The 24,222-nt window shown below is 47.5% G+C and carries 21 protein-coding genes; 7 read left to right on the plus strand and 14 right to left on the minus strand.

The features are described from left to right. Nucleotides 1-224 precede the first annotated feature (224 nt). Together H6G45_RS06125 and H6G45_RS06130 are read right to left on the minus strand one after the other, a co-directional pair. On the minus strand, nucleotides 225-584 hold the full coding sequence (locus H6G45_RS06125; RefSeq protein ID WP_190597581.1) for an IS630 transposase-related protein: 360 nt from the start codon (nucleotides 582-584) through the stop codon (nucleotides 225-227). Nucleotides 585-751: 167 nt separating this feature from the next. Then, the gene (locus tag H6G45_RS06130; RefSeq protein WP_190597582.1) at nucleotides 752-2,212 is read right to left on the minus strand and encodes a TM0106 family RecB-like putative nuclease; all 1,461 of its coding nucleotides are present in this window, start codon (nucleotides 2,210-2,212) and stop codon (nucleotides 752-754) included. Nucleotides 2,213-2,446: 234 nt separating this feature from the next. Between H6G45_RS06130 and bchD the strand changes: the two genes are divergently transcribed. Further along, a complete protein-coding gene (gene bchD / locus H6G45_RS06135) occupies nucleotides 2,447-4,477 on the plus strand; it encodes a magnesium chelatase ATPase subunit D (protein ID WP_190597584.1) in 2,031 nt (676 codons plus the stop codon). A 506-nt stretch (nucleotides 4,478-4,983) separates the two neighbouring features. On the opposite strand, the gene H6G45_RS06140 is transcribed toward bchD, so the two are convergent. Further along, nucleotides 4,984-6,435 carry an aminotransferase class I/II-fold pyridoxal phosphate-dependent enzyme gene (locus H6G45_RS06140; protein ID WP_190597586.1) on the minus strand — a complete coding sequence of 484 codons (1,452 nt, stop codon included), beginning with the start codon at nucleotides 6,433-6,435 and terminating at the stop codon, nucleotides 4,984-4,986. Continuing rightward, complete coding sequence (ald, locus tag H6G45_RS06145) at nucleotides 6,435-7,517, minus strand: alanine dehydrogenase (protein WP_190597587.1); 1,083 nt, start codon at nucleotides 7,515-7,517, stop codon at nucleotides 6,435-6,437. The genes H6G45_RS06140 and ald overlap by 1 nt, the downstream gene beginning before the upstream one ends. Nucleotides 7,518-7,671: 154 nt before the next feature. On the opposite strand from ald, the gene H6G45_RS06150 reads away from it, so the two are divergent. Further along, the gene (locus H6G45_RS06150; protein WP_190597588.1) at nucleotides 7,672-8,397 is read left to right on the plus strand and encodes a pyridoxine 5'-phosphate synthase; all 726 of its coding nucleotides are present in this window, start codon (nucleotides 7,672-7,674) and stop codon (nucleotides 8,395-8,397) included. Nucleotides 8,398-8,489: 92 nt separating this feature from the next. Next, nucleotides 8,490-8,810 carry an MgPME-cyclase complex family protein gene (locus H6G45_RS06155; RefSeq protein WP_190597590.1) on the plus strand — a complete coding sequence of 107 codons (321 nt, stop codon included), beginning with the start codon at nucleotides 8,490-8,492 and terminating at the stop codon, nucleotides 8,808-8,810. A 30-nt stretch (nucleotides 8,811-8,840) separates the two neighbouring features. On the opposite strand, the gene H6G45_RS06160 is transcribed toward H6G45_RS06155, so the two are convergent. The 4 genes from H6G45_RS06160 to H6G45_RS06175 all read right to left on the minus strand — a co-directional run bounded on the left by H6G45_RS06160 (nucleotide 8,841) and on the right by H6G45_RS06175 (nucleotide 12,481). Then, entirely contained in the window at nucleotides 8,841-10,280 is a 1,440-nt protein-coding gene (locus H6G45_RS06160) for a transglutaminase domain-containing protein (protein WP_190597591.1), read from the minus strand. 115 nt (nucleotides 10,281-10,395) lie between these two features. Next, complete coding sequence (locus tag H6G45_RS06165; RefSeq protein WP_190597592.1) at nucleotides 10,396-10,623, minus strand: addiction module protein; 228 nt, start codon at nucleotides 10,621-10,623, stop codon at nucleotides 10,396-10,398. A gap of 128 nt (nucleotides 10,624-10,751) precedes the next feature. Next, nucleotides 10,752-11,264, minus strand: coding sequence for a peptide-methionine (R)-S-oxide reductase MsrB (gene msrB, locus H6G45_RS06170; protein ID WP_190597593.1), 513 nt, complete (start codon nucleotides 11,262-11,264; stop codon nucleotides 10,752-10,754). A 32-nt stretch (nucleotides 11,265-11,296) separates the two neighbouring features. Next, entirely contained in the window at nucleotides 11,297-12,481 is a 1,185-nt protein-coding gene (locus H6G45_RS06175) for an HhoA/HhoB/HtrA family serine endopeptidase (protein WP_190597594.1), read from the minus strand. A gap of 352 nt (nucleotides 12,482-12,833) precedes the next feature. On the opposite strand from H6G45_RS06175, the gene rre1 reads away from it, so the two are divergent. Continuing rightward, nucleotides 12,834-13,529 carry a two-component system response regulator Rre1 gene (rre1, locus tag H6G45_RS06180; RefSeq protein WP_014407067.1) on the plus strand — a complete coding sequence of 232 codons (696 nt, stop codon included), beginning with the start codon at nucleotides 12,834-12,836 and terminating at the stop codon, nucleotides 13,527-13,529. 59 nt (nucleotides 13,530-13,588) lie between these two features. Then, nucleotides 13,589-14,575: a Gfo/Idh/MocA family oxidoreductase gene (locus tag H6G45_RS06185; RefSeq protein ID WP_190597595.1), complete on the plus strand. Its 987-nt coding sequence runs from the start codon at nucleotides 13,589-13,591 to the stop codon at nucleotides 14,573-14,575. 26 nt (nucleotides 14,576-14,601) lie between these two features. Here H6G45_RS06185 and H6G45_RS06190 read toward each other — a convergent pair whose 3' ends face one another. After that, nucleotides 14,602-15,237 carry a spore maturation protein gene (locus tag H6G45_RS06190; RefSeq protein ID WP_228016674.1) on the minus strand — a complete coding sequence of 212 codons (636 nt, stop codon included), beginning with the start codon at nucleotides 15,235-15,237 and terminating at the stop codon, nucleotides 14,602-14,604. Between the two features lie 390 nt (nucleotides 15,238-15,627). Between H6G45_RS06190 and H6G45_RS06195 the strand changes: the two genes are divergently transcribed. Continuing rightward, nucleotides 15,628-16,098: a DUF29 domain-containing protein gene (locus H6G45_RS06195; protein ID WP_190597596.1), complete on the plus strand. Its 471-nt coding sequence runs from the start codon at nucleotides 15,628-15,630 to the stop codon at nucleotides 16,096-16,098. Between the two features lie 71 nt (nucleotides 16,099-16,169). On the opposite strand, the gene H6G45_RS06200 is transcribed toward H6G45_RS06195, so the two are convergent. The 3 genes from H6G45_RS06200 to H6G45_RS06210 all read right to left on the minus strand — a co-directional run bounded on the left by H6G45_RS06200 (nucleotide 16,170) and on the right by H6G45_RS06210 (nucleotide 18,961). Then, a complete protein-coding gene (locus H6G45_RS06200) occupies nucleotides 16,170-16,784 on the minus strand; it encodes a nucleoside recognition domain-containing protein (RefSeq protein ID WP_190597597.1) in 615 nt (204 codons plus the stop codon). 109 nt (nucleotides 16,785-16,893) lie between these two features. Then, nucleotides 16,894-18,411 (minus strand): 4-alpha-glucanotransferase, encoded by a 1,518-nt coding sequence (gene malQ, locus H6G45_RS06205; RefSeq protein WP_190597598.1) that lies wholly within the window; start codon nucleotides 18,409-18,411, stop codon nucleotides 16,894-16,896. Between the two features lie 97 nt (nucleotides 18,412-18,508). After that, complete coding sequence (locus H6G45_RS06210) at nucleotides 18,509-18,961, minus strand: VOC family protein (RefSeq protein ID WP_190597599.1); 453 nt, start codon at nucleotides 18,959-18,961, stop codon at nucleotides 18,509-18,511. A 100-nt stretch (nucleotides 18,962-19,061) separates the two neighbouring features. Here H6G45_RS06210 and thiL point away from each other — a divergent pair, with 100 nt between their 5' ends. Further along, nucleotides 19,062-20,111 (plus strand): thiamine-phosphate kinase, encoded by a 1,050-nt coding sequence (thiL, locus tag H6G45_RS06215; RefSeq protein ID WP_242018076.1) that lies wholly within the window; start codon nucleotides 19,062-19,064, stop codon nucleotides 20,109-20,111. A 44-nt stretch (nucleotides 20,112-20,155) separates the two neighbouring features. Here thiL and rre2 read toward each other — a convergent pair whose 3' ends face one another. After that, the gene (rre2, locus tag H6G45_RS06220) at nucleotides 20,156-21,517 is read right to left on the minus strand and encodes a high salinity-induced biofilm formation responseregulaton Rre2 (RefSeq protein ID WP_190597600.1); all 1,362 of its coding nucleotides are present in this window, start codon (nucleotides 21,515-21,517) and stop codon (nucleotides 20,156-20,158) included. 8 nt (nucleotides 21,518-21,525) lie between these two features. Next, nucleotides 21,526-24,030, minus strand: a complete 2,505-nt coding sequence (gene hik12 / locus H6G45_RS06225; protein WP_190597601.1) for a high salinity-induced biofilm formation sensor histidine kinase Hik12 — start codon at nucleotides 24,028-24,030, stop codon at nucleotides 21,526-21,528. Nucleotides 24,031-24,222: the final 192 nt, after the last annotated feature.

Here is a 24,222-nt window from a genome sequence, read left to right on the forward strand (position 1 = left end):
ATGAGTTGACCAAGCTTTTTAATAAAGTTAATGAGCTAGATCGATTAAGATATTTGGTCAATTCATGGGACATATTCTGCCATTCATCTGCCTAGATTGATGGAAGAGGGATATTTATGCTTAACAGAGCGGCTAAGGTATCTGAGTAGCACAGCAAAATTTTTACGTAAGTATTGTGACTGTTTCATCTGTATCAAGTTAATTGGAAATTTGCTGTCAATTGTTTAGTTATCCCTGACATTATCATTGTTTTTCTTTCTCTCTTTCTTGATAAAGTAGCCATTTTTTCTCCTAGTAATTTTCATTTTCTTGAATCTATAGCATAGAGTGGCAGGGGTCACACCAAACTTTTGAGCCCTTTCGATCAATGGGGTGTGGGGATTTTTTTCGACGTCTTCTTCTAATTCCTTCACATCTATTTTTCGGCGGCGATTTTCCACCTTGGTGGGGGCTAAATCTTCCCTGCCCAACCAACGATAAATGGTTGCCTTGCTGACTTTGAATGTTTTAGCTGCTTTGGTTACACCACCGCCTTCTTCTATGAACTGTATAACCTTCAATCGCAAATCAAGACTATAGGACATAATTGTTTTGATGACAGATAAATTGACGAATTATTTTGTCCCATGGTAGCATAACTGCCTCATTCTTAGTTAAAATAAGTCCACTGGTTGGCATTCTAACCTTGACCATGAAGATGTTGAAATAATTTTGCCCAAGCCGTTGATCAAATCTGTGAATGTTCAACAAACTACGCTGCTAAAAATTGACTGAGCCAATCCTTTAATATCCAAGTAGCCCGGCAATCATCTTCGTTGTAACGCAAAATCAATTCTAAAAATTGGCGATCGCCACTGGTCAACCAATTATCATACCAACAGACTGATTGGTCGCCGCTGGCCTGGGCATCCCGCCACTGAAAACCCAACCAACTAGCTAAGGATTTGAGGGAATAACTTTCCACTGGACAAATCACATGGTTGGTGACGTAGTGATGCAAATCTACGCATTGATCTAACATTTGTTCCCGCAATTTAGGCGGTGTGCCGTAGAGTTTACCCAAGCGCTTGATGGTTTCCCGTTCATATTCGGAGAAATGATAAATAGGAGCATCGGGATAACTTTGAATTAAATCAATAAACTCTTGCCAAATAATGCCTTCTTCTTCTGGATTATGGGCCAAAAAACCATAGAATTTTTCCGTTTTTTCCTCTCGATTCACCACCACTACCCCCAGCAAATAATCCAAATTTCGTTCTGGTTCCGCTTCGATGTCGAAGTATAATTCCACCGTCGCCTGGGGCAGGGGGGCGGCCTCTGTGGTTTTTAAGAGAGGGCGTTTTTCCACCAAGGCCAAGGCCTGTTGCTGTAACTGCCTGGCGATCGTCGAGCCCATTAATTCCCCCACCTGGGCCGCCTGGAGTCGGGCTAGGGAGTCAATGGTCAAGACTCCCACCATTTGCAAGGATTCATAGCGGCTGGGGGTGACTCCGGGGACGAGGGAAAGGTGTTGCTGCTCCTGGGCAATGGCGTAGCAATGGTCATACCAGTGGCAGAGATTACACCGTTGGCGGGAAATAAATACCTCCGGCTCCCGTTGATGAATTAGGGTTTGCACACAGTCGGCTAGGGTTTGGTGAAAGCGGGGCAACCATTCCCACAAATCCACCGAGTAAGAATTACCCCGCCGCAGAATAATTTCCACCCAACGGGGCAACGATCCCTGATGCACTGCTAACAACTGGGCATAGAAAGCGGCTAAAATCTTGTATTCTGGTTTTGGCCGACGGCCTAACTGGATACTCACTGGCCGATATTGCCAGGGGCCCCAACGGGATTCACCGGCAATTTTAACCAACAGATGGGGATGGCCCAACAATTCCAGTACTGGCAAATGGCCGTTATTGTCGGTGTTTAAATTGACCGGCAGACTGTGGTAAAGATAACCCCGAAAAATGCAATCCACTCCCTGGGCCATTAAGGTTTTAGTTTCCTGGGCCCGCTCCTGGCCTAGGTGGGTGGGGGTTTCCGGTTCCCGGTAATGGGGAAACTGTTCTTCCAGAACTTCTTGGATATGTCTCTGGCTTTCTTGGCGTAGTTTGAGCAAAAAATCCCGCTCCGGGCGGCGTTCCTCACTGGAGCCGTGGGTGTTGAGATAGGCCCGGCGTTGACAACGTTTATAGTCCAGCAGGAGGGTATCGGTAACTAGCATAGGGGCCCAGTTCCTGGCGGACGGCAATTATTTAGGGTGGTTATTCCCCAATGGTTTTGATGCTGGCGGGGAAATTCACTGAGATCATCCACAAAGTTCACAAGTCTAGAGATTTTGCCCAAGTTAACCCCCATTATTCTATGAATCCGAAAAAAGTTGCAGAAGTCCTGCCCCACCAGGGATGATGTTAACTTGTTGCTCAACTATGTCTCCCGTCGGTAAAGTTTATTCTCCATGACCACCCTGACCCCTTTTATCCCCTTAAATTTCCCGATTACGGCGATCGTTGGCCAAGAAGCGATCAAACTAGCCCTACTACTAGGGGCGATCGATCCGGGGCTCGGGGGCATTGTAATTGCAGGACGACGGGGCACGGCGAAATCGGTCATGGCCAGGGCAATTCACACCCTGTTACCCCCCATTGAAATTATTAAGGGCAATCGTTACCAGTGCGATCCGAAAAATCCTGGCACTTGGGATGATGAAACCCTGGAAAAATTTGCCGATGTTCCCCTGGATCACTTGGAAACCCAAGTTATTCCCGCTCCCTTTATCCAAATTCCGTTGGGGGTAACGGAAGATCGATTACTGGGGTCGGTGGATGTGGAAAAATCCGTTAAACAGGGGGAAGCGGTATTTCAACCGGGGTTATTGGCCCAGGCCCACCGGGGAGTTTTATATATCGACGAGTTGAATTTGTTGGACGACCAAATTGCCAACCAATTACTAACGGTGCTAACGGAAGGCAAAAACCAGATTGAACGGGAGGGCATTAGTTTTCAGCATCCCTGCCAACCTTTATTGATTGCCACCTATAACCCCGAAGAGGGGCCGTTGCGGCGACATTTACTGGACCGCATTGCGATCGCCTTGAGTGCAGACGGTATTTTGGGATTGGATCAACGGGTAGCAGCGGTGGACCAGGTGCTAGCCTATGCCGATTCTCCCATTAGTTTTATTGACCAATACGACGCTGAATTGGACGACCTCAAAACCACCATCATTTTGGCCCGGGAATGGCTCAAGGAAGTAAGTCTAACCTCGGAGCAAGTGGGTTACTTAGTGGAGGAATCGATCCGGGGGGGACTCCAGGGCCATCGGGGAGAATTGTTTGCCATGCGGGTAGCTAAGGCGATCGCCGCTTTGGATGGACGCAGTGATGTGCAGGCTGATGATCTACGGCAAGCAGTGGAATTAGTGATAGTGCCCCGCAGTGTGTTGATGGATAATCCCCCTCCCCCAGACCAGGCGCCACCGCCCCCCCCACCGCCCCAAAATCAGGACGAAGGGGAAGACGAGCAAGAAGACCAACAGGACGACAAGGAAGACGACAAGGACAATGAACCGGAAGCAGAGCAAGAGCCCCCCAGCATCCCGGAAGAATTTATTTTTGATCCGGAAGGGGTCAGTCTAGATCCGTCGGTGCTGTACTTTGCCCAGATGGCCCAAAAACAGGGTAAATCCGGTAGCCGTTCGGTAATTTTCTCCGATGACCGGGGTCGTTACCTCAAACCAATTTTGCCCAAGGGAAAAGTACGCCGCATTGCCGTGGATGCTACATTGCGAGCCGCTTCCCCCTATCAAAAATCCCGCCGCCTACGCCATCCCGATCGCCAAGTAATTGTCGAACAAGGGGATATTCGGGGTAAAAAACTGGTACGGAAAGCGGGGGCATTGATTGTCTTTTTGGTGGATGCGTCCGGCTCCATGGCGTTGAACAGAATGCAGGCTGCTAAAGGGGCAGTGATGCAATTGCTCACGGAAGCCTACGAAAATCGAGATCAAGTTTCCCTCATTCCCTTCCAGGGAGAAAATGCCGAAGTTCTCCTGCCCCCCACCCGCTCCATTGCCATGGCCAAAAAACGGCTGGAAACGTTGCCCTGTGGCGGTGGTTCTCCCCTTTCCCACGGCTTAATGCAGGCGGTCAATGTGGGCATGAATGCCAAACGCTCCGGGGATATTGGCCAAGTGGTAATCGTGGCCATTACCGACGGTCGGGGCAACATACCTCTAGCCCGTTCCCTAGGAGACGAAATTCCTGAGGGGGAAAAGCCAGATATTAAAGCAGAATTGTTGGAAATTGCTGCCCGCATTCGGGGTTTAGGTATGCAATTGTTGGTTATCAATACGGAGAAAAAGTTTGTTTCCACCGGCTTCGGTAAGGAATTAGCCCAGAAAGCTGGGGGTAAATATTATCAATTACCTAAAGCCACTGACCAAGGTATTGCTTCTATGGCCCGCCAGGCGATCGCCGATATGCAATAAAATCTCATCTACGATCGGGTATCAATAAAACTTATCAACTGCTGAACAGGGGAGTTTGCCCTATGAGCGAACAGGAACAAAATAAATACATCAATCAATTGAGAAGTTAATTGATCAATGCTGTAGAGAGAATAAAAACCCTTGAGTTAGATGTGAAACCAGACGGGCGTATAAGTGAAGTCTTTTCGGTTATGGAAAAGCATATGGACGCTCGGTTTGATCAGTTTGATCATTTGATCATCTAGAATCACGATTAGATCGAATGGATCATCAATTCAATCAACTGCAGGCAAAGTTAACGATTATTCTGGACGCAATTACTGGCATCAGTGATTTAACCGAAGAATAAGACAGTCTGATTTCACAGGCGATCGCCAACATGGAATAAAAGTAACTTTCTGAAGGATAAGAGTAATATGCAAAGCCGAATAACCATCCAGATATTTGTAGTGGTAAACCTGCCATTGCCGTTCAAGACTTCTGATTTTTAATTTATCAATCTTGGTTTAATTTACCACAGCTAAATGGGTTAATTCCTCACTAGCCAGTCCGCTGATTGTACCGCCTAAACTTAAAACTTCTGTCAAAAAGGCGATCGCCTCTGGGGTGATAATTTCTCCAGGAACAAGGACGGGAATACCGGGGGGATAGGGACAAAGCAGACCGGCACTAATTTGCCCAATGGCTTCATTAACTGGTACCAATTTTTGGGCATTGTAGGCCGCCCGACGGGGAATCATAGCCAGGTTTGTACTAGGTAACGCAGGTAAAGTTAAGTGAAAAGGTTGTTGAAAATTTGTGGGAGCCAATCGAGTTAAGGCTTGCAATAAACGAGCTAAATCCTGGGCTTGATTGCCAATGCTGACAATGAAACTTAGTTGTCTTAGGGTGGGCAGTTCCGCCGTAATTTGAAACTTTTCCCGCAACAGATCATCTAACTCAAATCCTGACATTCCCCAGGGGGTAACATCCACAGTGATGCGGGTGGGATCGAGAGTCAAAGCTCCGGGGCTAGGTTGAGCAATTTCTAATAAATTTAGTCCAGTAATTTGCTTTAATTGTTGTCGGTAATGGAGGGTAAATTCCCACACTTCTGCCATCATTTCCCGACCAACATTGGCCATTTGGTGCCGGGCACTATCGAGGGAGGCGAGTAAAATATAACTGGGGCTGGTGGATTGAATTAATTGTAAACATTGGCCAATTCTTTGGGTGTTAATCAAATTACCTTGGACGTGGACCATGGCGCACTGGCTTAAAGCGCCCAACATCTTATGGGTGGATTGAATGACAATATCTGCCCCTAATTCTAGAGCGGGTCTAGGTAAGGATGGATGGAAAGCAAAATGGGCACCGTGGGCTTCATCAACAATGACTGGCAGGTTAACTCCATGACTTAACTCAATTAATTTTTGTAGGTCTCCTACAACGCCATGGTAGGTAGGATGGAGCAAAAATACCGCTTTCGCATCCCCATGTTCTTGTAATGCTTTGCTCAGGGTTTCTGACCTAATTCCCAGGGCCAAATCCCAATCGGGGTTAACTTCCGGTTCTAAAAATATTGGTACGGCTCCGGCATGGATGACTCCGGCGATCGCCGCTTGGTGCACATTCCGAGGCAGAAGAATTTTATCCCCATCCCCACAGGTGGCCAAAATTGCCGCCACAATGCCTGCCGTAGAACCGTTAACGGAAAACCAGGTTCGTTCTGCTCCCCATAAGTCCGCCGCTAACTCTTGGGCCTTGGCGATCGCCCCACTGGGAGCAAAGAGATTGTCCAACTCTGGTAATTCCGGCAAGTCAGCTTGAAACAGGGCTGGCCCTAGCCATTGTTTGAATCCAGGGGCAATACCCTGACCCCGTTTATGGCCCGGTGCGTAAAAAGGCGTGTCCCGCTGTTGGGCAAGGTTTTTCAGCGTATTCGCTAGGGGCAAATCCTGTTGATCTAAACTAGCCATTACAGATCAGGGAAGACAGTTTGCACCGCCGATTGCACTAATTTTCCTGCTTGGACATTAACTCCCTTGGCTAAGGGTAAATCATTTTCCCAAGCTTTTTCCCCTAGATTGGCCAGTTTCAACACATAGGGCAAAGTACTGTTATTTAAAGCTTGGGTAGCTGTCCAGGGAGCGGCTCCAGGCATATTGGGAATACCCACATGGACTATCCCCACCTCCACATAACTGGGCTCACTGTGGGATGTTACCCGTAAGGTTTCTACACAGCCCCCTTGGTCGATCGCCACATCCATAATTACTGCCCCTGGTAACATTTGCTCCACTTGGGATCGGGAGACCAGCACAGGGGCTTTTTTTCCAGTTACCAACACCGCTCCAATTAACAAATCGGTGTGGGGTAGTAAATTATCAATCTCGCTGGCATTGCTATAGCGCAGATCCACCCTGGAGCCGAACAATTCTCCTAATTGGTTTAAACGATCCACATTAACGTCCAAAATAGTTACCATGGCCCCCAGCCCGATCGCCATTTTGGCCGCCTCCGTACCGACAACGCCGCCCCCGAGGATAGTCACTTGTCCTGCTTTGACTCCGGGCACGCCCCCCAATAAAACTCCCCGGCCACCCTGTTGCTTTTCCAGGTAATGGGCCCCCATTTGCACCGCCAACCGCCCGGCAATGCGACTCATGGGAGCCAACAACGGCAATTGACCATTGGCTAGTTCCACCGTTTCGTAGGCGATCGCCGTAATGCCGGATTTAATTAGAGCTTCGGTCAGGGCACGTTCCGCTGCTAAATGGAGATAGGTGAACAACAACTTCGGCAGGGTTAAATATTCATATTCCCTGGGTAGAGGCTCTTTCACCTTCACCACCAATTCCCTCTGCCAAGCTTCTTTGGCCGTTGCCACCAAATGGGCTCCCACCTTTGCATAGGCCCCATCGGGGAAACCAGAACCTACTCCGGCCCCTTGTTCCACAAAGACCTCATGGCCCTGGGCCACCAATGCTCGCACACTACTGGGGGTCAGCCCCACCCGAAATTCCTGGTCTTTAATTTCCTTGGGAACACCAATTTCCATACCGATCTCTGCAAGGGGGATACTATGCCAACCCCCCTATTAAATCAGACATTTCCACCGATGCCATGGACTATGACTGCAACTAGGGATTGGCCGTAAATTCCCTTAAAATAGTAAGTCTGCTTAGATCAACAAAATCATTGAGAGGTTTGCCTTGCTAACATTGGGGGTCAACATCGATCACGTAGCCACTATTCGCCAAGCCCGTCAAACGGTGGAGCCAGACCCGATCGCCGCCGCTGTGTTGGCCGAACTAGCTGGAGCCGATGGCATTACCGCCCATTTACGGGAGGATCGTCGCCACATCCAAGAACGAGACGTGGAAATATTGCGCCAAACGGTGCGTACCCATTTAAACCTAGAGATGGCTGCCACCAAGGAAATGGTGGAAATTGCCCTCCAATTAAAGCCAGACTACGTCACCCTCGTACCGGAACGGCGGGAAGAGGTCACCACGGAAGGGGGCCTAGATGTGGCCGGTAATTTGAGTTATCTAGCTGGAGTAGTAGACCAACTGCAAGGGCAAAATATCCCCGTCAGCCTCTTCATTGATGGTGATCCTCCCCAACTAAAAGCCGCCGCCCAAACTGGAGCCAAATTTATCGAACTGCATACGGGTAAATATGCCAATGCCCCCACTGCCGACGACCAAGCCCATGAATTGGGCACCCTGGCGATCGCCTGTGATATTGCGCTGGAACTGGGGCTACGCATCAATGCCGGCCATGGACTGACCTATTGGAATGTGCGCCCTGTGGCGGAATTACCGGGCATGGAAGAATTGAACATTGGCCACAGCATCATGAGCCGAGCCATTCTGGTAGGTATAGAAAGGGCGGTGCGGGAAATGAAATTGGCCATGTTGGGCCTGCCATTTTAGCGTCAAGCCCATGGTAGGGTGGAAAGTTGGGCATTAACAGCCCTCTCCATTGGCATAGTCAGTTAGTATTTATTAGTTATAAAACAAGTTATATGGCTACCTATTATTACGCTTTGGCAAGTCAGAAGTTTCTCCTGGAAGAGGAACCCTTTGAAGAAGTACTCAAAGAACGGCGGCGGGATTATGCTGAAAAAAATAAGGAAATTGACTTTTGGCAAGTAATTCAACCAGCCTTTATCAATGCACCGGAACTGACAGAAGCGAAGACAAAAGCTCCCGAAAAAAATGTAGCGATTATTTCCACTAATAAGTCTTTTATTGTTTGGGTAAAACTGCGGTTGGAATACGTTTTAATCGGGGAATTTGAAGCGCCCTCCGATACCATTCCTGACCCCCTGGCCTCCCTGGGTTAGGGCAGCTTTTACAACTACAACACGAGCTAACTAATCGTATTCCAGTAAGCTCCAAAACTGGTTACTGCCGGGAAAGTGGGCCGCTACGGTTACGTTATCAAAGCTAATGATCTCCGAGCCGGTGAAAATATCTCCTGTGCGATTAAGGGGAATTAGTTCCCTTCGATTTTCGTCCACCAATACCACTGTTTCTGCCCCCGGCACTTGAATCTGGAAATAGCTGGCCTGGTTTTGGGGTAAAGTCCGCCCCAGGGGAGAAATTAATCGCACTTGCTTTTCGCTAAACGTCCCATAGGTGCGGGGAAATTGTTGTCCTACTCCCTGGGCGGTCACATCGTAGGCGATCGCCTGGTAATAGGTTTCTTCCTGGGAATTTTTGCTCAGAATTAATAACTGATAATCTCCTGGTTGGGGAAAGGCGGCATTGACTGTCACCTGCCCCCGGTGATTTTGGCTGAGGGTATATTGCTTATCCAGGGGCTGGCCGTTGTTATCCATCAATTGGGCCAGCACTTGCACATCGCTACCTGTGCGGAGGGTCACTTCCAAATCCCCGCCGGCCACAATGTTATTTTTCTTGTGACTGACCAACGCAATGCCATCTCGGAAAAATCTGGGGGTGAGGGCTGGCATGGTATCAAACGTTTGGCGATCGTAGGTTTGGGACAGTAACTGCCATTGGCTTTCCCGGGGAAAGTGGCTAACAATTAACTGTTCCGGCGGCGTGGCGAAATAGGTCGGGTTAAATTTAGCCTCAAATTTACCGTCATTAACAATGCCCGCTCCCCAGGTGGTATCAAGTAAATACCATTGGCCGTCAATGCTGACCCCATTCCAAGCATGGTTAACGTCGGGGTCATCCCCCACAATTACATCTCCCCCTTTGGCAAAGCCTTCAATAATTACCACGTCTAGCCCCAATTCCTTAGCCAGGGCCTGATACAAATTGGAGTAACCAGAGCAGATGGTTTCCCCCCGAGCAAGCACCGTCTCCGGTCGGAGGTCATCAATGTTGCGGGTTTCGGCCATGGGCACGTCGTAGGCAATATTTTGGGTAATCCAGCTATAGGCTAAGCGGGCTTTTTCCCAGTCATTGTTGGCCAAGGGACTGATTAAGGCAGCCAATTCTTTAACGGAATTACCTTGGTAAACAATTGTACGAGCCAAATTATCTAACCTTTCTCCTCCATCTCCAGAAAAAGATGCAGTATTACCGGCAATGGGATTGTCCACCCGTTGGGTTACTACAAGGGTTTTGGGGTTAATGCCCTGGGGCAACTTATCGGCGATCGCCCCTAGGTTAACGGGCGGCAAACTTTTGGAACCACCGCTGGGGCTGAAATACCACATGGCTCCCCCCACCAAACCCAGCAGTATCATTCCCATCACCAAACCGCCCTTAGAAGATTGGCGGGGCTTAACTTTCTGATAACGGCGAACGGAGTGGGGTTGGGAACGGTGAGAGGCCACGGAATTACAAAACTAGTGGTAAGGGTAAAATTTTTGAAAGAAAGGGAAAAATAAGTGTTACATATTTATTTCAGAGAAGAATAGATTTTATGTTTTTTTATGATAATTCTGTAAGTCATTGAGAAATACCAAGTCTTTGTCTCACTTCATCCCAACTTGATCCAGTGGTCGTGTCCTGTTGATAGTTTGCCAATCTGCTATCAAGCTCTTGCTTTTGAGCATCCATCAAAAATAACTTATCGTCACAATCCAAAATGCTGTCCCAGAGGTCTTCCGCAAGTTGAATGCGTTCAGCGATGCTGAGTTGAGAAACTTCGAATTTGAGGAGGGGATGACTGTTCATAGTCTATGGGGGTTTTGCAAGTCGCATAGGAATGGTCAACAGATTGTTAAAAAATTACACTGTTCACCAATCCTAGCAATGGAACTTCTATGCAGTTTAGACGGTACTGATCGCCATAAAAACTAGTTTTAAGCTCCGACAAATTTGAGGGAAACACCGTTCATACAATAGCGCTTGCCGGTGGGTTGGGGGCCATCGTCAAAAACGTGACCTAGATGGCCGCCGCACTGACTGCAATGGACTTCGGTGCGGGTCATAAAAAAGGAGCGGTCGGTGGTGTAGCCCACTGCCCCTTCAATGGGTTGGTAAAAACTGGGCCAGCCCGTACCAGAGTCAAATTTAGTTTCCGAGGTAAACATGGGGGTGCCGCAACCCGCACACTCATAAATACCGGCTTTGTAGTTTTTGTCCAGGGGACTACTGCCGGCCCGTTCGGTGCCATGTTTACGCAACACTTTGTAAGCTTCCGGGCTCAACTGGGCTTGCCACTCGGCATCGGTTTTGGTGATGGGGAAGGTTTCTTGAGTCTTAGTCATGGGTAGAGGTTGCTGTTGTTTCGACTGGGCGGATCCTAAATACTGAGAGAGCCAGATGCCCCCTAGGGAGGCGGTGCCTACTTCTAAAAGGTAACGTCTTTTCATGGTGAAAGTTGGATGGGTGAGGTACGGGAAACTTAACTGGTGGGATTACGAAGTTGGGCAGTTTGTACGGTTAGGCTTAAACGGCGATCGCCTCGGAGCAGTTCAAGTTTGAGAGCTTTGTTTAGACCGGCTTGTTCTACTATGCGCTGGAGGCGGGCACCATCGCTAATGGGGGTACCGTCCACCGCCACAATTACATCTCCCCGACGGATACCGGCCCTTTCAGCAGGGGTTCCAGGGAGTACCTGCATTACCAAAATGCCATTCACTTCCGGAATAATGAAAGGGGAGTTGGGATTACGATTATTTTGCTGGGCTTGGTCCACCGTGATATTCATCATTTGCACCCCAATGTAGGGATGGGGGACCGTACCACCAGCGGCGAGAGTATTTTGGATCGCTTTAGCTTGATCAATGGGAATGGCAAACCCAATCCCAGTGGCATCAGCTCGGATGGCGGTATTAATACCAATCACTTCTCCCCGGGCATTGAGCAAAGGGCCACCGGAATTACCAGGGTTAATGGCGGCGTCAGTTTGGATAAATTCCACCCGCTTATCAGGAATCCCCGCCTGGGCAGCCGATCGCCCAAGGGTGCTAATAATTCCCAGGGTAACTGTGTTATCCAGTCCCACCGGATTACCCACGGCGATCGCCCAATCCCCCACTTGGAGATTACCGGAAGTGCCAAGGGGGGCCACTGGTAGGGCGGAACCCTGGGGCTCAATTTTCACCACGGCCAAATCTGTCACTTCATCGGTGCCCCGCACTTGGCCGTCAAAGGTACGACCATCCCGCAGAGTCACCACCACTTTACTAGCGCTATTCACTACATGGGCATTGGTGAGGATGATGCCGCTGTTGTCGATAATGAAGCCACTACCTTGGCCAGCAATGCGTCTTTCTCGAGGAGGCACAGGGAAAGATCTACCAAAAAATTCCTGGAAAAATGGATCATCCAAAATGGGGTCGGTGCGACGGGTTACCACCGTTTCCGTGTCAATGCGCACCACCGCTGGTCCAGAACGGGATACGGCCGCCGACACAAAGCTTTCTGTACTAATGGGCACCGATGCCTGGGCTGTGACCATGGAAGTTGGGGTCAAGTCGTCCGCCGCTGCCACCCCATGGGGCAAATTGACGATACCAAAAGCAGTGCCCACTGCAAAAGCCAATAAGTAACCGCCGATGCGGCGTAACCAGGTGGGATATTTCATCGTCTCCAAATACGCATTAGCAAGGATTTACAGAAATTTTCACTATTTGCCATTTTAACAGGGGCGATTTTACCTAAGAGTCTGTTCAAAAAGCTTTTCCACACCCTTAATTTTTGGGCGATGACCAGCCCCAGCAAACTTTAGGGACTGGCATGGAGTTTTTTCAACGGTTTCTTAGGATGGATCGACCCAACCCTGGATAGGTTGGGGTTTAATGCCCCAAAGGCTAGTTTTTCCTGAGTTTATCCCCCGTGATAGGCTGATGGGGGGAGGAATCAGCCAGTCTGGCAACCTGCTACGATCGCCTCCTACCAAACGGCCCTGTTTCCCTTTGCATGACTGCATTACCGCCATGGCAGAACCCATTTCCCTGTTGTTAGTTGATGATGAACCCGGTGTACGGGAATCCGTGCAGGCATTCCTAGAAGATAGTGGTGATTTTAAGGTGGACTTAGCAGCCAATGCCACAGAAGCTTGGGACTACCTCCAGCACCATTTGCCCGCCTTGGTAATTTCCGACATTATGATGCCCCAGGTGGATGGTTATCAGTTTTTGCAAAAGCTCCGAGAAGATGCCCGCTTCCAATCCCTGCCGGTGGTGTTCCTGACGGCCCGCGGTATGACTGGCGATCGCATTCAGGGTTATCAAACTGGCTGTGACGCTTTTCTATCCAAGCCCTTTGACCCCGATGAGTTGGAGGCGATCGTCCGCAATTTGCTAGCCCGCCAACAGGCCAGTAGCGATGCGGGCAGTGAGTCGGCTAAGCTGCAGGAAATTTACCAAGAAATCCGCGCCTTGAAGGAGCAAATTGGCCAACCCAGTGGCATCCACACCACCCCATCGCCGATCAAGCTGGATTTTACCCCCAGGGAACAGAGCGTTTTGGATTTGGTTTCCCAGGGCTTAATGAATAAGGAAATTGCGGCCCAGTTAAAGACCAGTGTCCGCAACGTCGAAAAGTATGTAAGTCGTTTATTTACCAAAACTGGTACCAATAGCCGCACTGAGTTGGTTCGTTTTGCCCTGCAACACGGCTTGACGGAATAGCTCTGACAAGTTCGCAGCTATCGATTGAACCGGTCTTGTTTGATTTTTCCCAAGGTACTATGTCTGAAAATTTTGCTGTTGCTACGCCGGTGCGGGTAGGAATTGTCGGTACTGGCTATGCGGCCCAACGCCGAGCGGAAGTTTTCCAAGGCGATCGCCGTAGTCGGTTGGTCAGCTTTTGGGGGAACAGTGAGGCCAATACGGCTAAATTTGCGGATACTTTTGGGGTTAGTCCCCGGCAATCTTGGCAGGAATTGGTTAATGACCCAGGGATAGATTTAGTACTCATTGCCACCATTAACCAGCTCCACGGGGCGATCGCCGAAGCGGCCTTGCAGGCGGGCAAGCATGTGGTGTTGGAATATCCCCTGGCTCTGACCTATGCCATGGGCAAAAAATTACAACAATTAGCCCAGGAAAAGGACAAATTACTCCATGTGGAACATATTGAACTGTTGGGGGGAGTACACCAAGCCATTCGCCAAAACCTAGGCAAAATTGGCGAGGTTTTCTACGCCCGCTACAGCACCATCATGGGACAAAATCCTGCTCCCCAGCGCTGGACTTATCACCATCAACAATTCGGCTTTCCCCTGGTGGCGGCCCTGTCCCGCATCAGCCGATTCACCGATTTATTCGGTACGGTGCAGAAAGTGGATGCCCAATGTCGTTTTTGGACCCAACCTGATCCAGATTATTTTCGCGCTTGTTTAGCAACAGCTTATCTTCAGTTTGACTGTGGCTTAAAAGCGGAGGTTATCTACGGCAAAGGGGAAGTGTTTCATCAGAGCGAGCGGACTTTTACCCTCCACGGCGATCGAGGTACTCTGATTTTCGTCGGGGAAACAGGGAAGCTAATTCAGTCCCAAACGGAAACTGAAATTACCGTTGGTAGTCGTCGGGGACTGTTCAAACAGGATACGGAAGGGGTGTTGGATTATTTAACCACGGGTAAACCCCTCTACGTGGATTTAGATGCAAGTTTATATGCTTTGCAAGTGGCGGATCTCTGTGCCCAAGCTTGCCAAAATACCATGGCAAATTAACTGGGTTTGGTTTAATTCAATAAGCATTAACCAAACAAAAATTGGCAGATATAAACCGCCGAAAAAATGCCCACTACGTCGGCCATTAACCCCGCCAGAAGGGCATAGCGAATTTTTTTAATGCCCACTGAGCCAAAGTAAACCGCCAGTACGTAAAAGGTGGTTTCCGTAGAGCCAAACATAGTGGCCGCAGTTTTAGCAGTGAGAGAATCCGGGCCATGTTCCTTCACCAAATCCGCAAACAAGCCAAAGGAACCACTGCCGGAAAGGGGACGCATTAAGGCCAAAAGCAAGTTATCGGGCGGAAAATTGATCAAGCTTAATACTGGACTAAGCACCGTCAGCAACAGATCCAGCATGCCGGAAGCTCGAAACATGGCGATCGCCACTAGCATAGCCACCAGGAAAGGAATAATGCGCACGGCAATGGTGAAACCTTCCTGGGCTCCATCGACAAAAACTTCGTAAACTTTGACTTTTTTGACTACTAGGCCATAAAAGGGAATGCCACAGAGCAAAAAGGGAATAACATATTTTGCTCCGGTGTTAAAAATATCGGCGACGGATTCGAGCATCAAATATCTGGGCCAACAACAGGACTTCCATTGACGCATCAAGACGGGCAATTGTTGCAGATTAGATGGAACAACCGAAGTTTGCATTTTGAGCACCGACTAGTTGATATTTAGATTCAAACTCCTCTTGCTTGATTCTGATCTATCCACTAGAGCTCGGAAAATAAGCCGTTTTTAAACAAGGCTTTGGACGCAAACCTTTTTTCATTTGCTAGAATCATAGTCAAGAAGCTTTAGGATATGCTTTAAAAGTTCGCCCTAGCCCCTGTTTTTTTGTAAAACCAGACATTTTTTTTAAGCACTGGAGTATTTAGAGCCTGTTTGTAAAGTCTTGTTTTGCCCCCTAAAGCTCCGGCAATACTCAGGGACTTTGCCTCTGTTTCCCCCCAAATTTGGCGGGTCAGGGGGGCTTTTCAAACACGTTCTTAGAGGAAAAGCTAAAACTTTGTAAACAGACTCCTAGATCGGGAAAGTCCAATGTCCAATGCTACCAAATTGCCCACTAAAATTTACGAGCTTGACTTCTATCAATGGATAGAAAATACCATTAATCAGATCCACCAAGGAGATATTGACAGACTAGACTGGCAGAGCTTAGTGGAGGAGTTACAGGATTTGGGCAACGAACAGAAGCATCAGTTAGAGAGTCGCTTGTTGGTCATTTATGAACACTTACTAAAATTAGCCTATTGGTCACAGGAGCGGGAATACAATCAAAGGGGATGGAAAGTGACAATTTTGGAACAGCGGAAACAACTCAAACGTTTGCTCAAACGTAGTCCTAGTTTGAGGCCTTATTTTCGAGAAATTGCCCAAGAAATTTATGAAGATGCTCGGCAAATCACCAGTCTCAAGACTGGCTTAAATGAGAATTTATTTCCCCCAGAACCTATTGCTACGATGGAAGAAATTTTGGCTGAAGACTGGCTGCCAAATTTTAGCGACTAATCAGAGTATTTTTTAGCTGATCTGAATGTCAAGATAAAGTTGTCCAAGAAAAGTTTATAGAATTTTTAAATTTATAGATTTGCCCCTTCTTCGATGGTCGATATGGGTGGCAAAGCAAAGATTTTTAATCGAGCCAAAAGTTTAGCTGCAATAATGGCTGTGACGGTGGAACAAGTGGTAGCTAAAATAGTGGAGAAAAAAATGTCGTTGGCCGCAGTGCCCATTAGGCCCACCACCGTAGCAGGCAAAATTAACTGCACACTAGAGGTATTAATGGCCAAAAACATACACATGGCATCAGTGGCCGTATCTTTGCGGGGGTTAATTTCTTCCAACTCCTGCATCGCTTTTAAGCCCAAAGGAGTGGCCGCATTACCTAGTCCCAAAATATTGGCGGACATATTCAGCACAATGGAACCGATTGCCGGATGATCGGGGGGCACATCAGGAAATAGCTTGAGAGTAATGGGTCTGACCAACTTGGCAATTAGTTCCACTAAACCCGCCGCTTCGGCAATTTTCATCATGCCCAACCACAGGGCCATAATGCCAATCAAGCCAATGGAAAGTTCCACTGCTGTCCCGGCACTGTCAATGGCGGCCTCGGTCACTGCGTCAATTTTGCCCGTTACTGTCCCGGCCACCACCGACAGCAAAATAATTGCAAACCAAATGTAGTTGAGCATAACCCCTGGGGTAAACTTCCCCTATCCCAGACGGGGAAAGCCCGAGCCTTGTTTCAATGGAGGTTAGCTCAGAGAGGGTTCTTTCCCTTTGAATCTAATCGGTTTGACCCTAGTTCGTATGGTAAATGCGCCGTCCATAAAGTTCTGTGATGAAACTCAAATGCCCCGATAGCCAATCGTTGAGTTGGTCAGGATGGTAACGCCAACCCCAGTTGCCCGCCACAGTACCTGGTAAGTTCATGCGGCAGTCATTGCCTAAACCCAAAATATCCTGGAGAGGGAAAATAGCCAGATTGGCCACGGAGCCAGAAGCCAGACGAATCAAGCTCCAATGAATGCCTTCCTCGCACATACAACCTAGGTAATTTAGAACCTTTTGTTGATCTTCCTCGGAGCGGGCATAAAACCAACCCGCTGTGGTGTCATTGTCGTGGGTGCCGGTGTAGACCACTGCATTACGATTGCTGTAATTAAAAGGTAAAAAGGAATTACCCCGGTCCGAGTCAAAGGCGAAATGTAAGACTTTCATGCCGGGAAAGTTAAATTCGTCCCGCAGGGCTTCCACTTCTGGGGTAATGACTCCCAAATCTTCGGCCACAATGGGCAAATCATTGCCAAGGGCTTTGCCCAAAGCTTGGAAAAATTCTTGGCCGAGGGCTGGATACCATTCGCCATTTTCTGCAGTGGCTTCCCCCTGGGGCACTCCCCAGTAGGATTCAAAACCCCGGAAATGGTCAATGCGGACAATGTCCAAATATTGCAGGTTGGCTTTGAAGCGCTTAATCCACCAGGCGAATCCTGTGGCTTTGAGGGTTTCCCAATCATACACCGGATTCCCCCAAAGTTGCCCTGTGGTACTGAAATAGTCCGGTGGCACCCCGGCCATCATGGCCGCTTCTCCGGTTTCGGGGTCGAGACAAAAGTTTTCCGGATTGGCCCAAACGTCAGCGCTGTCGTGGGCAACGTAGATGGGTAGATCCCCAAAAATGGCTATGTGCCGTTGGTTGGCGTAGGCTTTGACCTCTTGCCATTGGCGAAAACCAAGAAATTGCAAAAATTGATGGTACAAAACCTCTGCCTTCAGGCGATCGCCCCAGACTTTCAGGGCTTCCGGTTCCCGCCAGGCGATATCTTTATCCCATTGGTGCCAACCGGCTCCATTGTGGGCTTCTTTGATGGCCATGAACAGGGAGTAGGCTTCTAGCCAATGACTTTGGGCCTGGCAAAATTCAGCAAATTCCTGCTCAATGGCTGGGTCTATGTTGGTACGGAACTGGGCAAAGGCCTGTTTTAAAACTTGGGATTTGTAGGCGATCGCCTGGTCATAATCCACCCGGGGATTAGTAAATGGGGGGGCTTGGTCTAGTAAACCCGGAGGCAAAAATCCTTCTTCGGCTAGGCGATCGAGGCTAATCAACCAAGGATTAATGGCCAAGGCAGAATAGCAAAGGTAGGGGGAATTGCCAAAGCCGGTAGGGCCCAGGGGCAATATTTGCCACACACTCTGGTCTGCGTCCGCCAAAAAATCAATGAACCGAAAAGCACCGTCCCCCAAATCCCCAATGCCAAAACGACTGGGCAAGGAGGTGGGATGGAGCAAAATACCGCTACAGCGTTTATCTAACATGCGAGCCTAGGAAGGAAAATCTCTCTCCAGATTTAACATATCGAACGGGCCAAGAAATGGCTTTACTAGTTTTAAGGGCGCTACTGTCAAGATCCGTTTATAAACCCATGGGATCACAGCGAATTTCCACCTGGAAGCCATCTGGATCGTAAAAATAAATTCCCCTACCCGTCGGTCTGGTCACGGGCCCTGACGCAATGGTTATCCCATGGGCTTCCAACACGGCGATCGCCTGGTCGAATTGGGCCGGGGCAATGTCAAAGGCCAAGTGATCGGTGCGGGTGAAGGATTGGCGGGGATCCACCGCTGGGGGAGATAAATCCGGTGCCGCAAACAGGTCAATTACGGTGCCGTCGGGGGTGATGAAATTGCTTACTTTTCCTTCTTCCACCATGGTTTTAAGGGTAACGGGCACCTCTTCCCCCACCAAAGGTTTTAGTCCCAAAATATGGCCGTAGAAATGGCAGGATTTTTCCATATCTTTAACGTTCAAAGCGATGTGGTGCACACGCCGTAAACTGCCCAGAGGTAAACCGGAGGAAAGAGTCATGGTAGGAGAAGACGCTCAAAAATCAACACTGTCCCTGTTTTAATGGTTGATGGGCGCTTCTGCCAAATTTTCATCGAAAACCTAAACTTCGTCTCTGTCTTTGTCCCAACCATTTCCACCCGACCGATCCATCCCGCCCCAGCCGGAGCAAACCATAGGGGAGTTGGGAGAACAGGCCCTATTGACCCAATTACAAAAATTTTCCCCTGCAGAATTAACCGGGGACGATGCCGCCATTGTGGATTTACCTCGTAAAGATGCCCTGGTGGTGAGCACGGATATGTTGGTGGAGAATGTCCATTTCAGTGAGCAGACCACCTCGGCCTTTGATGTTGGTTGGCGGGGAGCGGCGGCCAATTTATCCGATTTAGCGGCTATGGGAGCTACCCCAATTGGTATCACCGTGGCCCTGGCATTACCTCCCTCCACTACTTTGGGCTGGGTTTTAGCAGTTTATGAAGGTTTAACCGCTGCTTTACAGCCTTGGCAGACGCCTATCCTGGGGGGAGATGTTTCCAGATCGCCAGTAAAAACCATTAGCATTACGGTTTTGGGTCAAGTACCCCAGGGTAAAGCCCTGTATCGTCACCAAGCCAAGGTAGGGGATTGGCTCATTGCCACGGGAGACCACGGAGCTTCCCGGGCCGGTTTAGCCTGCCTACTCCATAGCCATCGGGAAGAGTTGGTAACTACGGAACAGAGAAATTTATGGCAAAGGGCCCACCAACATCCCCAACCCCGCTTAGACCTAGTGCCTTCTCTTCTAAGTTTGGAAACTACCATTGGTGCCATGGACAGTAGTGACGGCCTTGCTGATGCCGTATTGCAAATCTGTCGAGCCAGCCAAGTGGGAGCAGAATTGTGGGTAGAAAAACTCCCCATTCCCCAGGGATTAACCGACTGGGTCGGCCTGAAAACAGCCAGGGAATGGACTCTCTATGGCGGTGAAGATTTTGAATTGGTCCTAGCTCTACCTCCCATGGCAGCAGAACAATGGCTAACGGCGATCGCCCCTTTGGATTTACCCCCTGACCGTTGTCCTCGAGTCATCGGCCAAATCGTTGCAGGAACGGAGGTATTTTTAACCTCTGGCAATGGGGTAAAGGAAAAGCTATCTTTGCAACAAGGATTTCAACATTTTCATGCTTGATCAGTGGTTAAAATGTCTAGAAAAAGAGTTTTAAGGACATAAAATCACCCCAAGCAAGCCCGGTTCCGTCCTTGGGATTTAGCACTGTATAAAGCCTGATCTGCCTCACTAATGATCCTTTCAACGGTGTCTTTTGCGGTGGGAATTATGCTACTAATGCCAGTGCTAATGGTCACATATTGACTGACTGAAGAACCTTCGTGGGGAATGGCCAAAGCAGCGATCGCCTCGATCATATTTTCTGCCATGGCCAAAGCATCTTGCTGATTCGTATTAGGTAAAACCACCACAAATTCCTCGCCGCCGTAACGGGCCACCAAATCAGTAATGCGTTTGGCAATATCCACCAAAGTATGGGCTACTTTTTGCAAACAATCATCCCCCTGTTGATGACCATATAAATCGTTGTAAGCTTTGAAATAATCAATATCTACCAGAATTAAAGCCAATGGTTTTTGTTCACGACAATGTCTTTGCCATTCCTGGGCTAAATACTCATCAAAACGACGGCGGTTAGCAATGTGGGTCAAACCATCAATATTGGCTAATAATTGCAACTGTTGGTTAGCTGCTTGTAATTCCAATTCCATTCTTTTTCGATCAGTAATATCTCGCACCGTTACGGCAAAACCATCCCCTAACTTCACCGCCACAAAATGATACCAATCAGAATCAGCAATGGGAAAATAAATATCTTGGGTTAAGAAAGTACCTGTCTCGACCAAATTAACAAATTGATCAAAAAGTTGAGGATCTAAACGCTGTAAAAAACGCTTCAGCAGTACCCGACCAATTAAATCTTCCCGGCTGCGGTTAAAAGCTTTGGAAAGAATGGGATTAATCACCAAACAGCGAAAATCTTCAATATCCCCCGTTTGGGGGTTACGCACCGCTTGCATGGCTGCAATACCATCTAAAGCAGAATTTAAGACACTGGAAAGTAAGGCCCTCGATTGGTAGAGGACTTCCTCTGCTTCCCGGCGTTTTCTCACCTCTCTTTTGAGGGCGACCCGTTGCCTTTGAATAGTAAGCTGACCCTCAATCCGAGCCACCACTTCTTCAATTTGAAAAGGCTTGGTGATATAGTCTACGCCACCACATTCAAAAGCTTTAACTTTATCAAAGGTATCCCCCAGGGCGCTGATAAAAATAATGGGAATATCCTGTAACTCCTCTTCTTTTTTAATCATTGCACAGACTTCATAGCCGTCCATGTCTGGCATTTTAATATCCAGTAAAATCAAATCTGGACGTTTAACCTGCAAAGTTCTCAGGGCCATTTTACCACTGGTAACGCTCCGCACTGTGTAGCCCAAATTAATCAGTAAATCACTCAACAATTGCAAGTTGTTGGGTAAGTCATCTACCAAGAGAATATTTCCCTTGTTTTCATCTGCTTTTTCCATGACAATTACTACGATAACGGCTCAATTAGATCGAGAATTTTTTCGAATTCAAACTTACGCACCAATTTAGTTAGATTTTGCTCTAATTCTGACTCTGAGGCTGGAATTTCCGCTATCAATTTCATTACTTGCTCAGTGTCAGCTTCCAAAAGATAATGAGATAACTGAGTCAACCAATCCTGGGACATAATTAGCAAACTCTCTGGTTTCAATGCTGTGTCTCCTTGGCCATCGTTCTTGTCTGGGGCTGACTCATAAACATATGTTACCCCTAAATGTTTGGTCAAGGCGTCAAAAATGGTATTTTCCCGGAACGGCTTACGGAGAAAATCATCGCATCCGGCCGAAAGCACAATTGCCTTTTCTTCCTCTAGCACACTGGCTGTTAGGGCCACCACCGCCGTTGCATTGCCTTTGACCTGACCCTTGATGTGTTTGGTTGCTTCATAGCCGTCCATCACCGGCATTCTCATGTCCATAAAGATTAAATGGGGCTCCCAGCTTTCCCAGAGGGCGATCGCCTCCCGGCCGTTACTAGCTTCTTTGATCTCAAAACCAAAGGGAGCGAGGAGTTTAATTAGTAATTGACGATTCACACTCTTATCATCCACCACCAGAATTTTATAGACAGGTTGTCCCGGGGTGAGGGCGAGAACTTTTTTCGCAGAGTTGGGTTCCCGACTTAAAGTTATTTCCCCCAAATCAACTAAAATCGAAAAGCTAAAGGTGGTCCCCTGGTCAACCACACTACTAACGGTAATCTCCCCTCCCATTAACTTAATAAATTGACGGGTGATTGCTAAGCCTAATCCCGTGCCTTCTTGGGCATTTCGCCCCGATTCTGTTTGGGAAAAAGCTTCAAATAAATGACTTAATTCCACTTCGCTAATGCCTTTGCCCGTATCTTTAATGGTGAAGTCTAACCAATATTTACTTTTGGGTTCCGTTTCTGTCTCTTCATCGATCAATTCCCCTTGTTCCACATTCCTAAAGTTACTAGTTAGCACTACTTCCCCTGCCACTGTAAATTTAATTGCGTTGCTGAGGAGATTTAGCAAAATTTGTCTTAGCTTAATTTCGTCACCATAAACGTATCGGGGTAGATCTTGATCGCGAATAAAAATTAGTTCTATGCCTTCATTAGCTGCTTTGAGATGGAGCATATCCTCCAGGTCATCCAGTAGGAGATAAAGATCAAAATGATAGCGGTTTAAATGGGTTTTGCCGGCTTCAATTTTAGAAAAATCAAGGATATTATTGATTAAATTTAATAAATACTCTCCGCTACGTTGAATAATACCTGCATTTTCATATTGCTCCATTGGTAAGTTTTGGGTACGCAACATTAACTGGGAGAAGCCAATAATGGCATTGAGGGGAGAACGCAGTTCATGGCTCATATTGGCCACAAAAGTGCTTTTGGCCTTAGCTTCACTTTCAGCTATTTCTTTTGCTTTGACTAGGTCAACTTGCTTTTGGAGCGATTCATTATATTCTATGAGAATTTTTTCCCTTTGGGCTCTTTCTAATTCCCTTTGTTGATAGAGTTCTTGGAGTTTTTGATTTTGCTCTATTAATATTTGATTGGTAGTAAACAGTTGATTTTTTGATCTTTCATTTTCACTGAGAACCGCATTTAAAATCAGGGTGGTCATACTAATGCAGGCCAAAATCGACTGCAACAATAAAAGTTGATTTTTGATAGCGATTTTTTCTTGGTCTAGGGCAAGGATTAATACTAATAGAGCAGAAACAACAATTGTTAATAAAGAAGAACCAACTTCGGTGAAGCGAAAGGCTGACCAAAGCAGGAAGGGAATGAGTAGATATTCAATGGGATAACCATTGGCAATAATTTTAACAATTAATAAAACGCAAAAAACAATGCTGATTGCTTCTAGCCATTGTTCTTGTAGCAACTTAATAAACGATTTAAAGTTATGATTACAAGCAATAATAAAAGGAGTGATAATCAACAGCGCAAAGGCATCGCTCAATAACCAGGTGTAGGCAACTTCAGAATATAAATTGAAAGGAATTTTGTCAAATGAATATAATAAAAGTGAGCAAATAATGGCAGCGGGTAAACGACTGCCAAAGCAAACAAAAATAATAAATCTAATAATATTTTTGATTTTAGAAAATAGGTAATTGTCCGCTGTGAGGCGATCACTAAGGTAGACTGAAAAAAGATTGACTAAACCGACTACCCCGGTAACTGCCACGGTTAACATCAAATTGGCGGTGCTTTCCAACGCATGCAGGGCCATGGCTTCCCCCAATAGCAATCCCCCCAACATGCCCGGCCAGACTGGATAGCCCCAAATGGATAAAAAGCCGACAGCAACACCGGTGGGAATCCAAATTGGCGATGAAGCAGTGCCCGCATAGGTAATAAATAATTGGGAAATGTAGGTGGCTCCATAGATGGCGATCGCCGTTATGACTTGCTTTTGCCAGAACATTAATCGAAAAGCAACCAAGCTGTTGAAAAAAGTATTATTAATTCGCATTTTATCTTCTATTGTTTGGTGGAAAAATACTTAAATCATGATCTAAAATGTGATAAATTTTCCTAATTTTTCCCAAAGATACTGACAAGCTTAGATAGACCTAGATGTTCTTTTGATCACAGTCTGACAAGACAGGGGAACTGGTTACCTATCTTTTTGCTTAGGGACGAGTTCTAGCATTAGTCCCACAAT

This window comes from Synechocystis sp. FACHB-383 (assembly GCF_014698605.1).
In the GTDB taxonomy this organism is placed as follows: Bacteria; Cyanobacteriota; Cyanobacteriia; order Cyanobacteriales; family Microcystaceae; genus Synechocystis; species Synechocystis salina.

Coding starts and splice junctions, on each gene's coding strand:
- bchD (WP_190597584.1), top strand. CDS start 2,447: ATGACCACCCTGACCCCTTTTATCCCCTTAAATTTCCCGATTACGGCG.
- msrB (WP_190597593.1), bottom strand. CDS start 11,264: ATGAAAAGACGTTACCTTTTAGAAGTAGGCACCGCCTCCCTAGGGGGC.
- malQ (WP_190597598.1), bottom strand. CDS start 18,411: ATGTTAGATAAACGCTGTAGCGGTATTTTGCTCCATCCCACCTCCTTG.
- rre1 (WP_014407067.1), top strand. CDS start 12,834: ATGGCAGAACCCATTTCCCTGTTGTTAGTTGATGATGAACCCGGTGTA.
- H6G45_RS06195 (WP_190597596.1), top strand. CDS start 15,628: ATGTCCAATGCTACCAAATTGCCCACTAAAATTTACGAGCTTGACTTC.
- H6G45_RS06140 (WP_190597586.1), bottom strand. CDS start 6,435: ATGGCTAGTTTAGATCAACAGGATTTGCCCCTAGCGAATACGCTGAAA.
- H6G45_RS06165 (WP_190597592.1), bottom strand. CDS start 10,623: ATGAACAGTCATCCCCTCCTCAAATTCGAAGTTTCTCAACTCAGCATC.
- H6G45_RS06175 (WP_190597594.1), bottom strand. CDS start 12,481: ATGAAATATCCCACCTGGTTACGCCGCATCGGCGGTTACTTATTGGCT.
- H6G45_RS06190 (WP_228016674.1), bottom strand. CDS start 15,237: ATGCAAACTTCGGTTGTTCCATCTAATCTGCAACAATTGCCCGTCTTG.
- H6G45_RS06155 (WP_190597590.1), top strand. CDS start 8,490: ATGGCTACCTATTATTACGCTTTGGCAAGTCAGAAGTTTCTCCTGGAA.
- rre2 (WP_190597600.1), bottom strand. CDS start 21,517: ATGGAAAAAGCAGATGAAAACAAGGGAAATATTCTCTTGGTAGATGAC.
- ald (WP_190597587.1), bottom strand. CDS start 7,517: ATGGAAATTGGTGTTCCCAAGGAAATTAAAGACCAGGAATTTCGGGTG.
- H6G45_RS06210 (WP_190597599.1), bottom strand. CDS start 18,961: ATGACTCTTTCCTCCGGTTTACCTCTGGGCAGTTTACGGCGTGTGCAC.
- H6G45_RS06185 (WP_190597595.1), top strand. CDS start 13,589: ATGTCTGAAAATTTTGCTGTTGCTACGCCGGTGCGGGTAGGAATTGTC.
- hik12 (WP_190597601.1), bottom strand. CDS start 24,030: ATGCGAATTAATAATACTTTTTTCAACAGCTTGGTTGCTTTTCGATTA.
- H6G45_RS06125 (WP_190597581.1), bottom strand. CDS start 584: ATGTCCTATAGTCTTGATTTGCGATTGAAGGTTATACAGTTCATAGAA.
- H6G45_RS06200 (WP_190597597.1), bottom strand. CDS start 16,784: ATGCTCAACTACATTTGGTTTGCAATTATTTTGCTGTCGGTGGTGGCC.
- H6G45_RS06130 (WP_190597582.1), bottom strand. CDS start 2,212: ATGCTAGTTACCGATACCCTCCTGCTGGACTATAAACGTTGTCAACGC.